General features: G+C 62.7%; 15 protein-coding genes. 2 read left to right on the top strand and 13 right to left on the bottom strand.

Features of this window, described 5'->3' with window-relative positions; all coding sequences use genetic code 11:
* Nucleotides 1-9 precede the first annotated feature (9 nt).
* From hpaH to KHA73_RS02640, 6 genes are read right to left on the bottom strand one after another with little or no spacing between them, the layout of a single operon-like run.
* A complete protein-coding gene (gene hpaH / locus KHA73_RS02665; protein WP_234588408.1) occupies nt 10-813 on the bottom strand; it encodes a 2-oxo-hept-4-ene-1,7-dioate hydratase in 804 nt (267 codons plus the stop codon).
* 14 nt (nt 814-827) lie between these two features.
* The gene (locus tag KHA73_RS02660; protein ID WP_234588406.1) at nt 828-1,214 is read right to left on the bottom strand and encodes a 5-carboxymethyl-2-hydroxymuconate Delta-isomerase; all 387 of its coding nucleotides are present in this window, start codon (nt 1,212-1,214) and stop codon (nt 828-830) included.
* 51 nt (nt 1,215-1,265) lie between these two features.
* On the bottom strand, nt 1,266-2,339 hold the full coding sequence (gene hpaD, locus KHA73_RS02655; protein ID WP_234588395.1) for a 3,4-dihydroxyphenylacetate 2,3-dioxygenase: 1,074 nt from the start codon (nt 2,337-2,339) through the stop codon (nt 1,266-1,268).
* 37 nt (nt 2,340-2,376) lie between these two features.
* Nucleotides 2,377-3,831: a 5-carboxymethyl-2-hydroxymuconate semialdehyde dehydrogenase gene (gene hpaE, locus KHA73_RS02650; RefSeq protein ID WP_234588393.1), complete on the bottom strand. Its 1,455-nt coding sequence runs from the start codon at nt 3,829-3,831 to the stop codon at nt 2,377-2,379.
* Nucleotides 3,828-4,592: a fumarylacetoacetate hydrolase family protein gene (locus KHA73_RS02645; RefSeq protein ID WP_234588391.1), complete on the bottom strand. Its 765-nt coding sequence runs from the start codon at nt 4,590-4,592 to the stop codon at nt 3,828-3,830. Before KHA73_RS02645 ends, hpaE begins: the two co-directional genes overlap by 4 nt.
* 2 nt (nt 4,593-4,594) lie before the next feature.
* Nucleotides 4,595-5,221, bottom strand: a complete 627-nt coding sequence (locus KHA73_RS02640; protein ID WP_234588381.1) for a fumarylacetoacetate hydrolase family protein — start codon at nt 5,219-5,221, stop codon at nt 4,595-4,597.
* 335 nt (nt 5,222-5,556) lie between these two features.
* Between KHA73_RS02640 and hpaR the strand changes: the two genes are divergently transcribed.
* Nucleotides 5,557-6,009, top strand: a complete 453-nt coding sequence (gene hpaR / locus KHA73_RS02635) for a homoprotocatechuate degradation operon regulator HpaR (protein WP_234588363.1) — start codon at nt 5,557-5,559, stop codon at nt 6,007-6,009.
* Nucleotides 6,010-6,238: 229 nt separating this feature from the next.
* Here hpaR and KHA73_RS02630 read toward each other — a convergent pair whose 3' ends face one another.
* The 7 genes from KHA73_RS02630 to KHA73_RS02600 form a co-directional block, all read right to left on the bottom strand.
* Nucleotides 6,239-7,030, bottom strand: coding sequence for an SDR family oxidoreductase (locus KHA73_RS02630; RefSeq protein ID WP_234588361.1), 792 nt, complete (start codon nt 7,028-7,030; stop codon nt 6,239-6,241).
* Between the two features lie 4 nt (nt 7,031-7,034).
* A complete protein-coding gene (locus KHA73_RS02625; RefSeq protein ID WP_234588352.1) occupies nt 7,035-7,832 on the bottom strand; it encodes a MoaF C-terminal domain-containing protein in 798 nt (265 codons plus the stop codon).
* Nucleotides 7,833-7,842: 10 nt separating this feature from the next.
* The gene (locus KHA73_RS02620) at nt 7,843-8,625 is read right to left on the bottom strand and encodes an SDR family NAD(P)-dependent oxidoreductase (protein WP_234588350.1); all 783 of its coding nucleotides are present in this window, start codon (nt 8,623-8,625) and stop codon (nt 7,843-7,845) included.
* On the bottom strand, nt 8,618-9,205 hold the full coding sequence (locus tag KHA73_RS02615; protein ID WP_234588348.1) for a DUF3156 family protein: 588 nt from the start codon (nt 9,203-9,205) through the stop codon (nt 8,618-8,620). Before KHA73_RS02615 ends, KHA73_RS02620 begins: the two co-directional genes overlap by 8 nt.
* A complete protein-coding gene (locus KHA73_RS02610; protein WP_234588339.1) occupies nt 9,180-10,673 on the bottom strand; it encodes an APC family permease in 1,494 nt (497 codons plus the stop codon). The genes KHA73_RS02615 and KHA73_RS02610 overlap by 26 nt, the downstream gene beginning before the upstream one ends.
* 121 nt (nt 10,674-10,794) lie before the next feature.
* On the bottom strand, nt 10,795-11,979 hold the full coding sequence (locus KHA73_RS02605) for an anaerobic sulfatase maturase (RefSeq protein ID WP_234588337.1): 1,185 nt from the start codon (nt 11,977-11,979) through the stop codon (nt 10,795-10,797).
* Nucleotides 11,976-13,688, bottom strand: coding sequence for an arylsulfatase (locus KHA73_RS02600; protein WP_234591173.1), 1,713 nt, complete (start codon nt 13,686-13,688; stop codon nt 11,976-11,978). Before KHA73_RS02600 ends, KHA73_RS02605 begins: the two co-directional genes overlap by 4 nt.
* Nucleotides 13,689-14,182: 494 nt before the next feature.
* Here KHA73_RS02600 and KHA73_RS02595 point away from each other — a divergent pair, with 494 nt between their 5' ends.
* Nucleotides 14,183-14,830 (top strand): response regulator transcription factor, encoded by a 648-nt coding sequence (locus KHA73_RS02595; protein WP_234588335.1) that lies wholly within the window; start codon nt 14,183-14,185, stop codon nt 14,828-14,830.
* The last annotated feature ends 196 nt before the right edge of the window (nt 14,831-15,026 follow it).

Genomic DNA, 15,026 nt, shown 5'->3' with positions numbered 1-15,026 from the left:
GATTTTCTCCTAAACGAAGCGGCAGCTGATGCAGCCCATCGGGCCATAGTCCACGTGGAAGGTGTCGCCGCGCCTGGCCGGCACCGGCCGGGTGAAGGAACCGCCGAGGATCACCTGCCCCGCCTCCAGCTCCACCTCATAAGGCGCCAGCTTGTTGGCCAGCCAGGCCACGCCATTGGCCGGATGATTGAGCACCGCCGCCGCCACGCCGGACTCTTCGATCACCCCGTTGCGATACAGCAGTGCGGAGATCCAGCGCAGATCCAGCGCATCCGGCCTGATTGGCCGCCCGCCCATCACCACACCGGCGTTGGCGGCGTTGTCGGAAATGGTGTCGAACACCTTGCGCGGCCGCTGGGTCTGCGGATCGACGTTGTGGCTGCGCGCGTCGATAATTTCCAGCGCCGGGATGACGTAGTCCGTGGCGTTATACACGTCGAACAGCGTGCAGTTCGGCCCGCGCAGCGGCTTGGCCAGCACGAAAGCCAGCTCCACCTCCACCCGCGGCACGATAAAGCGATCGAAAGGAATATCGCTGCCGTCGTTGAAGAACATGTCGTCCAGCAGCGCGCCGTAGTCCGGCTCGGAGATCTGCGAGCTGACCTGCATGGCGCGCGAAGTCAGGCCAATCTTGTGGCCTTTCAGCGTGCGCCCCTCGGCAATCTTCAGCGCCACCCACTGGCGCTGAATGGCGTAGGCGTCTTCGATGGTTATCTCGGGATGATCGAGCGACAGCGCGCGGATCTGTTCACGGTTTTGCTCCGCCTGATGCAGGCGCTGCACCGCACGGTTAATCAGCTGTTTATCCAGCATGTACGACCCCTTTCTCAGGCTTTGCGAAATAGCGCATGAACGTTGTTCTGCTTGTAGTTCAGCACCGGATCCAGCTCTTCCATGGTGAAAGAGAGCGCCAGATAACGCTGCGCCATCAGCGCGGCGAAGTGTTGCTTAATCAGCGCGAACAGCATCTCGCCGACCTGTTCGCGGCTTTCCAGACTGCGGCCGTGGCCAATCTTCAGCGTCATATGCACGAAGGCGTAATCCTGCTTGCCGTCGGCCATCTGCCAGGTGTCCAGCCAGATGGCGCGGCTGCGCACCCCGGCCAGCGGGAAAATGCCGGTGTCCGCCAGCGCCTGATTGACCCTGGCGAACAGGGCGGGAAGATCGGCCTCTTCGCGGATGTTATTGGTGCATTCAGCATAAAAATGCGGCATAGCAATCTCCGAACGGCGAATTTGCGCGGGCTGGCGCCCGCGCGGCGGTGGTTACAGGGTGTTGCCGAGCTTGAAGCCTTTTTCCGTATCGCCCTCGCGGGTGTAGGAAAAACCGTCTGCGCCGATGGTGACGGCCATTTCGCTTGGCGCGCTGCGTTCGATAACCGGCTGCGGCTGGCCGTCGAGATCCAACACTTGCGATCCTTCGGTGTACCAGCTCGGCACCACCGGGTTGCCCCACCAGTCGCGGCGCTGGTTGTCGTGCACATCCCAGGTCACGGTCGGGTTATCCGGATCGCCGGTGTAGTAGTCCTGGGTATAGATCTCCACCCGATGGCCATCGGGATCGCGCAGATAGAGATAGAAGGCGTTGGAGACGCCGTGGCGGCCGGGGCCGCGTTCGATCAAATCGGATTTGCGCAGCGCGCCGAGCTTGTCGCAAATGGCCAGAATGTTGTGCTTTTCATGGGTGGCGAAGGCGATATGGTGCATGCGCGGCCCGGCGCCGCCGGTCATCGCGGTATCGTGCACCGTGGCTTTGCGGCGCATCCAGGCGGCGTAAACCACGCCGTTTTCATCGCGGATATCTTCCGTTACGCGGAAGCCCAGCCCCTGGATGTATTCCACGGCTCGCGGGACGTCGGGCGTAATTTGGTTAAAGTGATCGAGGCGCACCAGCGCGCCCGGCGTGTAGAGATCGTAACGCCAGGCCAGGCGTTCGACGTGCTGCACGTCGTAGAAAAACTCGTACGGAAAGCCGAGCGGATCTTCAACCCGCACCGCATCGCCGATGCCTTTGACGAAGCCCTTCACCCGGCGCTCGGTGCGGCAGCCCAAGGCGTTGAAATAGGCTTCGGCGCGGTCGACGTCTTCCGGCGTGCGCACGCGGAAAGCAAAGGCCGCAACGGCGGCCACCGGGCCTTCGCGCAGCACCAGGTTGTGGTGGATAAACTCTTCCATCGAACGCAGGTACAGGGTTTTCTCATCCTCGGCGGTGACCACCAGGCCAAGGATATCGACGTAAAATTCGCGCGCCGCTTTAAGGTTCGTTACCTGAATTTCCATATAGGCGCAGCGCACAACGTCGGGAGCGGGGACAGCCTGGGTGGTAAGTTTTGTCGTCATCGTTCTCATCTCTTTCGTTTTTGTTGTGGCCTGAGGCTTAGACGCCCCATTTCGGGATTGGGTGGTCACCCATGGAAATGCACACATTTTTCATCTCGGCGAACACCTCGAAGCTGTATTCGCCGCCCTCGCGGCCGGTGCCGGAGGCTTTGACGCCGCCGAACGGCTGGCGCAGATCGCGCACGTTTTGGGTGTTGACGAACACCATGCCCGCCTCAATGCCGCGGGCCAGGCGCAGAACCTTGCTCACATCCTGCGTCCAGATGTACGATGCCAGGCCGTACTCCACATCGTTGGCCATGCGCAGGCCGTCTTCTTCGGATTTGAACGGCAGCAGGCAGGCCACCGGCCCGAAGATCTCCTCCTGCGCGATGCGCATCCGGTTGTCGACGTCCGCCAGCACCGTCGGGCGCAGGAAGTTGCCGTGGCTCAGGCCGGCCGGCTTGTCCGGGCCGCCGGCCAGCAGGGTCGCCCCTTCCTCTATCCCCAGGCGGATATAGCCGGAGACCTTTTCCCAGTGCTGCGGGCTGATCAACGCCCCCACCTGGGTGTTGGGATCCTGCGGATCGCCCACCCGCAGCCGGTTGGCGCGCTCGGCGAAGCGTTTAACGAATTCCGGGTAGATGCTTTCCTGAATGAAGATGCGCGAACCGGCGGTGCAGCGTTCGCCGTTGATCGAGAAGATGGTGAACAGCGCGGCGTCCAGCGCGCGTTCGATGTCGGCATCCTCGAAGATCAGCACCGGCGATTTGCCGCCCAGCTCCATGGAGAACTTCTTCAGCCCGGCGCTCTCGATGATGCGGCGGCCGGTGGCGGTGCCGCCGGTGAAGGACACCGCCCGCACGTCCTTATGGCGCACCAGCGCGTCGCCGGCGGTGGCGCCGTAGCCCTGCACCACGTTCAGCACCCCGGCCGGGATGCCGGCTTCCAGCGCCAGCTCGCCCAGACGATCGGCGGTCAGCGGCGACAGCTCGGACATCTTCAGCACCGCGGTATTGCCCAGCGCCAGGCAGGGCGCGGTTTTCCAGGTAGCGGTCATGAAAGGCACGTTCCACGGCGACACCAGCGCGCACACCCCGACCGGCTGGATCAGCGTGTAGTTGAGCATCTTGTCGTCCACCGGGTAGGTTTTGCCGTTCATCTGCTGGCAAATTTCGGCGAAGAATTCGAAGTTGTGCGACGCGCGCGGGATCAGCACGTTTTTGGTCTGGTGGATCGGCAGGCCGGTGTCGGCGGTTTCCAGCTCGGCGATTTGCGGCACGTTTTCATCGATCAGCTCGCCCAGGCGGCGCATCAGGCGCGCGCGCTCCTTCATCGGCGTGTTGGCCCACTTGGGGAAAGCCGCTTTGGCGGCGGCCACCGCCTGATCGATCTCCAGCTGGCCGCCGGACGCCACCTCGGCCAGCACCTCGCCGTTGGCCGGGTTGCTGGTGGTGAAATAGTCTTGGCTGGCGACGTTCTTGCCGTCGATCCAGTGGTTGATGGTTTTCATCGCAGGCTCTCCTCGTAATCTTTTTCGCTGATGATGTGGTTAACCAAACGGCCGATGCCCTCGATCTCCACCACCACTTCGTCGCCCGGCTGCACGTCGGCCAGCCCCTTCGGCGTGCCGGTGGCGATCATGTCGCCCGGCTGCAGCGTCATGAATTCGCTCAGGTAGGCTATCAGGAACGGAATATCGAAAATCATGTCGGCGGTATTGCCGCGCTGGCGCAGCTCGCCGTTGACGTAGGTGCTGAGCGCCAGCCGGTGCGGATCGGCGACGTCGTCGCGATCGACGATGTAGGGGCCGATCGGCGTCAGGGTGTCGCGGCTCTTCACCCGCAGGTTCGGGCGGTAGTAGTTTTCCAGGTAATCGCGGATGGCGTAGTCGTTGCACAGGGTGTAGCCGGCCACATAGTCCATGGCGTCTTCGCGGCTGACGTTGCGCGCGGTTTTGCCGATCACCGCCACCAGCTCGGCCTCGTAGTGCATGTATTCCACCCCGGCCGGCCGCACCGACACCTGGCGGTGGCCGGTCAGCGTGTTCGGCGCCTTGAGGAACACCAGCGGCTCCTCCGGCGCCTTGAATTCCAGCTCGCTGGCGTGATCGGCGTAGTTCAGGCCCAGGGCGAACACCGTGCCCTGCGCCGGCGGCAGCCACTCGACGTCGTGCTCATTCAGGATGTTGCCGTCTGGCAGGGTCACGTGCAGCTGCTCGTCCACGCTGACGTTAACAATCTGGCCATGATGGCGAATACGGGCGTGTCTCATGGTTATTCTCCTGCCTGGCTCACGCGGTTGGTCAGAGTGGGCAGGCCGGCGGCGCGCACCGTCACCTCATCCCCCGGTTTGATCTCCACCCGCTGGTGCGGGGTGCCGATCAGCACCGCATCGCCCGGCCGCAGGGTAATGAAATCGCTGATGGCGGCGATCAGTTCCGGCACCGAGCGCAGCAGATCGGCGGTCGACCAGCGGTCCCGCTCCACGCCGTTGATCTCGGTGACGATCTCCAGCCGGTCGGTCGCCGCCAGCTGGCCGATATCCCCCAGCGGGCAGAAACCGTCGCGGCACTTCGCCTTGATCGCCGGGCGGTAGAAGCTGCTTTCCGGCAGGCTGACGTCGTTGGCCAGCGCATAGCCGGCCAGATACTCGCTCACCTTGTCGGCCGGTACTTTGCGCGCGGTATCGCCAACGATCACCGCCAGCGTGGCGCCGCTCTGCACCGTTTCGCCGGCCGGGAACGGGATAGCCCCGCCGTTGGCGAGGTGGGTATTGCGCGGTTTGATAAACCACACCGGGGTCTTGGGCGGGGTTTTATACGGCGGCTGGTGGAACGCCTGATCCCAGGCGTCAATCTGGCTGCGGTGGTTCAGCGCAACGGAAAATACGGTGCCTTTCATGCAAACTCCTTTAGTGACAGAACATGACAACCGGCATTCATTAATATGTTAATGATTACTTTTATACGCTGTTCAGCTTTTACGCAATGCGCGTGGATTGATTTGTGATCGCGATAACAAAATATTCACAAAACAGAAACATAAGCGTGATTATTCAAGCTGTTAATCATTTTTAGCGCTCTTTTTCATCGCCGGAGGCATTTTCGCTTTATCCGCCGGGGCAAATTTGGCTATTATTAAGTTATTAATAAAAATCGAACGCCTGCGCGCCGTCACTCCGTTTTCCGGCGGCCGGCGGCGCGGACCGAACACCTTGATAGCTAAGGCATAAACTTATGCATGAGTCCTTAACCATCGCCCTGCTGCAGGCGCGTGAAACAGCCATGGGGTTCTTTCGCCCGATCCTGAAAAGCCATAACCTGACCGAACAGCAGTGGCGCATCATCCGCGTGCTGGCCAACAGCCGCTCGATAGAATTTCACGAGCTGGCGGCGGAAACCTGCATCCTGCGCCCCAGCCTGACCGGCATTTTGTCGCGCATGGAGCGCGACAAGCTGATCTTCCGCCTGAAGCCGGTCAACGATCAGCGCAAGCTGTACGTCTCGCTGACCCAGCAGGGCCAGGAGCTGTACGACGTGGCGCGCCATCAGGTGGAACAGGGATATGCCGAGATTGAAGCCGCGTTCTCGCAGCAGAAGATGGAGCAGCTGATGACGCTGCTGGATGAGCTGATCACCCTGGGCGAGCAAATGCCCGCCAACGTGACCGCCCATCCCGCCAAGAAATGATTCAATGAATCGGCATCCTCAAATGAACGGGCGCCTGCAGCCAACAACGCTGCAGCGTCAAGTAAGCAGAGAACTCGCTTCCGACAGCAGTGCGCTGCCCTCCAATGATTCAATCACCGGAATTCTCAAATTAATTGGCGTTGCAGCTAGGCGGCCAGGGCGTAAATCCCCAGGAGCTTACTCAGGTAAGTGACTGGAGTGCGCGCCTGCAGCCAACAACGCTGCAGCGTCAAGTAAGCAGAGAATTCGCTTCCGGCAGCAGTGCGCCGCCGTCCACCACCAGCGTCTGGCCGGTGATATAGGCTGCCGCCGGCGAGGCGAGAAACACCATCGCCGCGGCGATGTCTTCCGGCTCCCCCAGCCGCCCGAGCGGCACCGCGGCCGCAATCGCCCGATTGACCTCGGCGCCGCCCAGATTGGCCATCGCCGGGGTGCGGATCATCCCCGGCTCCACCCCGTTGACTCGAATGCCCGCCGCCGCCAGCTCCAGTGCCGCCGCGCGGATAAAGCCGTTCACCCCGGCCTTGGACGCCGCGTAGTGCGCCAGCCCCGGATAGGCCACCCGCGGGCCGGTCACCGACGAGGTCACCAGAATGCTGCCGCCGCCCTGCCGGCGCATCCACGGCAACGCCGCCTGCGCCAGAAAGAACGGCGCCATCAGGTTGACGCTCAGCGTGCGTTGCAACAGCGCGGCGTCAATGTCGGTGAAGGGCGTCAGCGGGAAATAGGCGGCGTTGTGGATAACCACGTCCAGCCGCTGATGCCGCTCACCCGCTGCCGCCACCAGCTCGGCTATCTGCCCGGGTTCAGCCAGATCGCAGGCCAGCGCCTGCACCCGCCAGCCCTCGCGCCGCAGGCTTTCCGCCGCCGCCTGCGCCTTCGGCAGCTGCAGGTCCGCCATCACCACATTGGCGCCCAGCCGGGCAAAGGCGCCGACGATCGCCAGCCCGATCCCCTGAGCGCCGCCGGTCACCAGCACCGTCTGCCCCAGGAATGCATCAGCCGCATAGGTTGCGTTCATCGGCTTATCCCCATGGATGGCGGGTGGTATTCAGCACCTGTGCGTGGGCGCCAACCGCAAAATTGCTCAACGCGCTGAAATCGCTGCCCTGGTAGCCGAGGATCTTGCCGTCGGTACGCATGGCCTGCAGATCGATCATCACCACCCCCAGCGTCGGGATAATCTTCTCGCGCCAGACGAACAGGTAAAGTTGGTCGGCCACCTTCACGTAGTGGCAGCGATCGACGTCCGCCAGCCCTTTCTCCACCCCGTCCAGGCATTGCCAGGCGTAGAAGTTGTCGTTCAGGTAAATGTGCTCGTAACGTTCGCTCGGGCTGTAGGTGTACATGTTGCGCATGCCGATCAGCTCGTCGGTAAAGCCCGGTGGCGCGGCCTGCGCGTCGTCCAGCGTGCCGAAACGGAACCCGGCTTCTACCGCCGTCAGCGGCAGCCCCTGCTCCACCCGGCTGAAGGCGTCCAGCCGCGTCTGGCTCTCGTTCGGCAGTTGGCCGTACACCGCGGTGAAGTTGCCCTGATTGCGATCGCACACCAGCGTAACGCTGGCGTTGGGCCGCAGGGGATCGAGGAAGTCGATAAACAGCACGCCGGGGCGGATGCTGGTGGCGCGGTAGGCGACGCCGCGCTGCTCGCCCCAGTCCAGCGTTTGGTCGTCGCTGAACCGGCAGCGCAGCGATTCGCCGTCGCTAAAGCGCAGCGTCAACAGGGTTCCCGCCAACCCGTGCTGCTGTTCCAGCGTGTTGCCGTGCGGCGCAAAGCCCTCCGCCAGCGCGCCGACCTGAATAAATACCGCTTCTGAACTCATTTGCCGCTCCTTACAGGGAAGTGAAAGCCAGCGTCGGCACGTCGACGATGGTGGAACCGCCGTCGGCCACCAGCGCCGCGCCGGTGATGATTGAAGCGTCCGGCGAACAGAGAAAACGGCAGGCGCGGGCGATTTCTTCGGCGCTGGCCGGGCGGCGCAGCGGCACGTCGCGGCACACCATGCGGTAGGCCTGCTCCAATGAAATCTGATGGGCATCCATCAGCAGCTGCATCTCTTCATCCGCCATCGGCGTGGTGACCCAGCCCGGGCAGATTGCGTTGGCGCGCACGCCCTGCGGACCGTAATCGCGGGCGATGGAGCGCATCAGGCCGATCAGCGCATGCTTGGCGGTGACGTAGCCGCACACCTCCGGGCCGGCGGCCAGCGAGGCGATAGAGGCCACAAACAGCAGGTTGCCGCCGCTTTTCACCAGCTCCGGCAGGCAGGCGCGCGCGCTGGCGAAGGCGCTGTTGAGGTTGCTGTCCATCGCCTGCTGCCACTGTTGGTCGGTCATCTCGGTGATGCGCTTGAACCCCATGCCGCCGGCGCTGCCGATCAGGCAGTCGATGCGCCCGGCCTGCCGCAAAATGGCCGGCAGCAGCTGCGTGGTCCAGCTTTCGCCGCTCGAGGCGTCGCCCACCAGCGCCTGCGCGCCGATCTCCTTCGCCAGCGCCGCCAGGGGTTCAGGCCGGCGGCCGATGATAAACACCCGATCGCCCTGCGCGGCCAGCAGGCGGGCGCAGGCGGCGCCCACCCCGGTGCCGCCGCCGGTAATCACTACGACTCTACTCATTGAGCTTCTCCATCAGTTGGCCGAACATCAGCAGGCTGCTCAACAGCAGCCGCCGCTGTTCGGCGTCCAGCCGCAGGTAGCGGCGGCCGGCCGGCAAACGGCTGACCACCTCCGACGCGGCAAAATGTTCGATATCCAGCGTCCAGCGCCCGGCGTCCACCGCCAGCCGAACGCGGCGAAAATCCAGCTGCGCCAGCGTTTCGCCAATCTGCGGGTAGCGCTGCAGCGCATCATGCAGCCGCTGCGCGTCGGGATGCTTTTGGCGGCTGCGGTAGATAACCCCGCGCCGCCGCAGCCAGCCGCCGGCAATCACGTTCAGCGCCAGCGGCGTCTGCAAAACGCAGTTCCCCTGCAGCCGAAAACGATGGCTGACGATGTGCGCCATAAACAGCGCCTGAACCTGCTCGCTGATCTCAATCAGCGGCCCCTGCGGCAGTTGCAGCCGCAGCAGGCACGGCGCCAAACGTTCGCAGGCATAGGGCCGCAGGCTCTGCGCCAGCCGGTCGAGGGTGGCGCCCGGCTGGTAGCCCGTCGGCGCCCGCCGCCAGGCGCGGTTAAGTGAGGGAAGTAAGCCGATCAAACTGCGCCTCCCCTTTTTCCGCTTTGGCGAAGGCGTTTTCCAACACCTGCTCGACCGGCACCGGTTTGAACGGATTGACCTTCTGCACGCACAGCGTCCAGAACAGCGCGTAGGCGGCGGTCAGGCCGAGCATCCAGCCGAAGGGAATGTAGACGTCGCGCGGGTTCATGCCCGGCGGGGTGATATAGAAGATCGCCAGCACGATGCCGACGCTGGAGACTACCTGCGGCAGCGGGAACCACGGCGATTTATAGGCGCGCGGCAGGTCCGGGCGACGAATGCGCAGGATCACCACCGAGCAGGTCACCAGCAGGTAGGCCACGCCCCAGGCGCACACCGCCGCCAGCACCAACGGAATGATGCGATCGAGGTTGCCCTGGATGGCGAAGGCGTGCACGCAGGGGATCAGCACCGCCACCAGAATGCCGACCACCGGCGTTTTGAAGCGCGGATGCAGATAGGCGAACATACGCGGCAGCGCACCGTCCAGCGCCATGCCGTACAAGATGCGCGGCACCGCCGCCATCAGCGTGTTGATGGTCGCCGCGCCGGCCAGCAGCAGCCCGATGCCCAGCCAATATTTGCCGAACTGGCCCATCACCTGGCCGGCAAAGGCCGGAATGGCCATCGGCGTATCCAGCAGCCGCACGCCGCCGGCGGCGTCCACCACCACGTTTTCCACCTGATGGCTGAGCGCCGCGCCGTACAGCGCCATGCATACCGCCACGCCGCACAACCCCAACGCCATGGCGCGCGGGATCACCTGCGCCGAGCGTTTGATCTCCGGCGCCATCGGCGTCACCAGTTCGCAGCCGACGAACATGAACATCGCCATACCGATCAGGCTGAACACCGCAAAGGGATCGTTCAGGCTCAGCGTGCTGCCGAACCAGCCTTCCAGCGGCACCGCGTGCGGCGACAGCAGGCCGACGACGCCGAAAGCCACCAGCGTGCTCCACATGGCGAAGGTCAGCACGATCTCCGCCTTGCCGAAGGCTTCGATGCCGAACGCATTGAGCAGGCCAAAAATAATCACCAGCCCGACGCCGACCATCCAGGAGCTGTTGTGGGTTTCCATCAGGGTGTTGAGGTGCTCGAAGTTCACCAGCGCCATGATGCCGGACAGGATGGTTTCGGCGGTGCCGGCGAAGATGTGCACGATCAGGTAGGCGGAAAGCGCCCCGGTGATGGCGAAAAAACGCCCCATGCCGCAGGCGATATAGTCATATACCGAGCCGGAGGTCGGCAGCATCGCCGCCGCTTCGGAGAAGGTGGTGAGCTGAGCCTGCATCATGATGAAGGCGATCAGCATCGCCAGCGCGAAGGTGTCGCCGCCGATGCCGAAGCCGCTGGTGACCGTCAGGATCACCGGACTGGCCATAATCACGCCGACCGAACTGGCCAGCGTGGTGGGGAATCCGACCTTGCCCCGTTCAAGATGGGCGTGCAGCCGCGACGACAGGTTCATGGTTATTTCCTCTTATAGTTTTCGCCCTGCTGTTTGCAGGTTTTTTCACCGCCAGCGGCGGTAATCTCACTATAGAGAGGAAAGGAAAATGCTGACTATCGTCCTTAAGGACGAGCGGGGCTCAACCTGTGCTGCCGCTCACAGCGGCGCGCCACTGCATGGCGCCCTGCGGGCTGCGCGGATAGGCGCGCAGCGGCTCAAGCAGCGCGGAAAAGAAGGCGTAATAACCGGCGCACAGCCGATTGTAGCGATCGGCGCCGACGTGCGCCGGGCAGCCGCCCTGGCAGACGCTTTTCACGCTGCAGCTCTGGCATTCGCGGCGCAGGCTTTTATCCTGGCCGAACGCCATCGCGGCCGCCGCCGCGGCATGGTCCGCGAACGGCGTGCGCAGATCGAAATGCCCCAGATAGTGCTGCGCGTCGATCAGGTGATCGCAGGCATAGAGGCGGCCATCCGGCTCCATCACCAGATTGCCGCCGCAGCGCTCGGCATGCACGCAGCTGGGGCTGACCTGGGTGAAATACTGCGCGTAAACGTGCTCGATGTTCATCACGAACACCTTGCCCCAATGCCCCTGCCCGCGCCAGCGGCGGTAGACCGCCAGCATGAAGCGCCCCCAGTTGGCGGCGTTCAGCCCGTACCCGGCGGCCGGGGCGTCGCCCTCCAGCATCAGCGGTTGAAACTGCAGGTAACGGGCGCCGAGGGCGACAAAATGGTCGTACATTGCCTGCGCGCGATCCGCCACGCCGTCGTGCACCACCACCAGCAGGTTGAACTCGATGCGGTACTGCTGCAGCAGCGCGATGCCGCGCAGCGCCGCCTCATAGCTGCCGCCGCCGCGCTTATCCGGCCGATGCGCATCCTGAATCTGCCGGTCGCCGTCAAGGCTGACGCCGATAATAAACTCGTGCTGCTTGAACAACCGGCACCAGGCGGCGTTCAGCAACGTGCCGTTGGTCTGCAGGCTGTTGCTGATGCGTACGCCCGGCGGCGCGTACTTTTGCTGCAGCGCCAACGCCCGCTTGTAAAAGCCGATCCCCGCCAGCAGCGGCTCACCGCCCTGCCAGACAAAGTTAATCTCGCGGCTGTAGCGCGGCTGGGCGGAGATATAGCGGCGGATAAAATCTTCCAGCAGCCCGTCGTCCATCTTTTTCGTTCGCTCGCCCTGTCGCTGCGGGTAGTAGCAGTAGTTGCAGGCCAGATTGCAGCCGGCGCCAATAGGCTTCACCAGCAGGTGGAAAGGCGCCGTCGCGCGCGGTTCAGCGGCGATCGGGATCTGCTGCGCGCGCAGCTGGGCCAGGTTCATTCCGCCGCCTGCGGCAAGGGCTTATGGGTGACGGGATCGAGGCCAATGTAGCCGCCGGTTTTAGCGTCCACCCCGCGGTAATCGATCTTGGCGCCCTTGGCTTCGATCACCATGCCTTTGTCGGCGTACTGCCGATACGCCTCGCTCAACCGCTTAACCCGCTCGGGGTGGGCGGCGGCCAGGTCGCGCGTCTCGAGCGGATCGTCCTGCAGGTTGAACAGCCCCCAGGGGGCCATCTGCGCCGTCGGTCCGGCTTTCACCAGCCGGCGCAGCTTCCAGATGCCGTCCACATAGGCCGCCTGATTATGCAGCTCCACGCCGTAGGTCGAGCGCGGCACGCTGTCGGCATCGCCGCTGAAATAACGCTTGAAGCTGACCCCCACCATCGGCAACGTCGGTTTGCCCTTCAACGGCTTACCGGCATCGATACCGGCGTACTCGTACAGCGTCGGCGCGATGTCATACACCGCCATCGGCGTTTTATCGATGCCGCCACGCCCCTTCAGCTGCGGTGCCGAGATGATGAAATCGGTATTGATGCCGCCCTGCGCGCTGGTGGTTTTATGGTAGTTGGCGTAAGGCGCATCGCTGACGTTAGCCCAGTGCGGGCCGTAAGAGATAAAGGAGCCCTTGCGGCCGATATTGGCGTAGCTGTTGTCGAACTGCCGCCAGTACGCCGGGTCCGAGCCGTAGTAAAAACCGCTGGCCGGATTGGCGCCGTTGTCGGTGGCGAAAATCACCACCGTGTTCTTGTCGCGCCCGGTCTGTTTCAGCGTCTTCAACACCTCGCCGACCTGATCGTCCATATAGGCGATCATCGCCGCATACACCTGCATGGTTTTCGCCGCGTATTTCTGCTGCTCCGGCGTCATCGCCCGCCATTCCTTATCCAGCGTCAGCGTCGGCATCGGCGTATGGTCGGAAATGATCCCCAACGCCTTCAGCCGCTGAATGCGTTGCTGATAGGCCTGCTGGTAACCGGCGTCATATTTGCCGTCGAACCTGGCGATCCAGTCGTCCGGCGCCTGCAGCGGATCGTGCGGCGCGGTAAAGGCCAGGTAAGCGAAGATCGGCTTATCCTGCGGCGTATCGCGGATCCACTGCTCCAGCTGGGTGGCGTAGGCCTTGCTGGAATAGAAATCCTGCGGCAGCGAGACGCGCTTGCCGTTCAGGGTGTAAAAAGTATGGAAGGCTTCGACGGTGCCCAGCGGCTTGGCATCGTCGAAATGGCTGGTGCCTCCGCCCATAAAGGCGAACGCGCGCTCAAAGCCGCGGTCGGTCGGCTTGGCGCCATCGACATACCCCAGATGCCATTTGCCCGCCATCATGGTGGCGTAGCCGGCATCGCGGAAACGTTCGGGCAGGGTGGTCACCCGGTCGGTCAGGCGCATCTCGTACCCCGGCTGCGCCGCAGTGCTTTCATACCACCACATGCCGCCCATGCCGGCCTGCTGATTGGTGTTGCCGGTCATCAGCATCGAACGCGCCGGTGCGGACATCGGCGAGGTGTAATACTGGCTCATGCGCACGCCCTGTTCGGCCAGCGCCTGCAGGTTAGGGGTGGGGATCTCGCCGCCGAACGGGCTGATGTCGGAATACCCCATGTCGTCGACCAAAATAATCAGCACGTTGGGCCGCTCGGCGTCCGCCGCGTGCGCCATGCCGCCCAGTGCACCGCCCAGCGCCACCGCCAGCGTTTTCTTCTTCATCATCATCTCGTTCCCTGCAATTGCCATGCGGGTTGAACAACCGAACCCCTCAAACCGAGAAAGGTCATAGTTTTTTCGTCTTACCCTTTTGCCGCCGGCTGCCGTTATCTTCATTTGCAGTCTAGGAAGCAACGGAAAAGCCTGGCTATCGTTCTTAAGAACGAGGAGCCGGAACGGTAACGGTGGAATGCAGCACGCCGAACGCTGGCGCTACCGCAATGGGTTAATAATAGGAAACCGCTGTAAATTCAGTGGGAAAAGGGCACAAAAAGGCACAAAATTTCATTAATGTATTAATGAAACTGACAATAGGCCAGGGTGTTATGCCGATATAAGGCCAGCTGTCATCTTGTTATTTATGTATTTTATTGCAATCGGGCTCACGTTGTTAATATGTTTTTATTGTGTTGCCGATTTGCTGCAACTATGCTTGTATCGTTCATATATTGACCACAAATACTCTCAGATTGAATGATAAAGGGAGGAAAGTAATCATGCACACCACAGCTTCCGATGCCTTTATCAACAGCTGTCTGGCGACCATTGCGCATCTGATCCCAGTGTCCGCCGGGGTGTTTTATCTGGTCGATCCGGACCTGCGGCCCGATCACTATATTTTGCACGGCATCTCCGACCAAACCCATCACCAGTATTTGAACCACTTCCAGCAATTGGATCCGATGAAACCGGCCAACTTCCACCGGCAAGACACCACCATGGTCGCCATGAGTTCGGCGATGATCGCCGACAATCGTCATTACTATCATGACTTTATGTTGCCAAATGACATGCGCGACATTACCGAGATTTTCATCCGCCAGCGCAAACGCATTATCGCCGGGGTGTCGCTGATCCGCGATACGCCGTTTACCGAGGTGGAGCGCGGCCGCCTGCGGGCGGTGCTGCCGCTGATCGAACTGGCGACGCGCGATCTGCTGCCCGGGGGCGAAGCGCAGCTGCTGACCGCCAAAGAGCAGGAAATCGTCAATATGGTGCGCGAAGGCGCCAGCAACAAACGCATCGCGCTCAAGCTGGGCATTTCCCTGTCGACGGTGAAAACCCACATGCGCAATATCTTCGCCAAGACCGAGGTGGTGAACCGCACCGAGCTGGTTTCCAGCGGTTTTATCGCCCACGGCTGAAACCCTCACCGCCCGGCTTATGGCGGAGGAACTTACCCTGTAGTCCAATTCGCCATTTATGGCGCGGCCTCCGGCTGTCGGCCTGGTGGTGGATTGGCCGCATTAACCGGCTGACGCTGTCGCCGCATCAAGCGCCCCTGACAACCTGCCCCGTCACCGCTACGCTGAATATGACTTCCGATGCCCCCTCGCATGA

It is taken from the genome of Serratia entomophila (genome assembly GCF_021462285.1).
Taxonomy (GTDB): domain Bacteria; phylum Pseudomonadota; class Gammaproteobacteria; order Enterobacterales; family Enterobacteriaceae; genus Serratia; species Serratia entomophila.
This window is presented reverse-complemented; position numbering and strand designations above follow the sequence as displayed.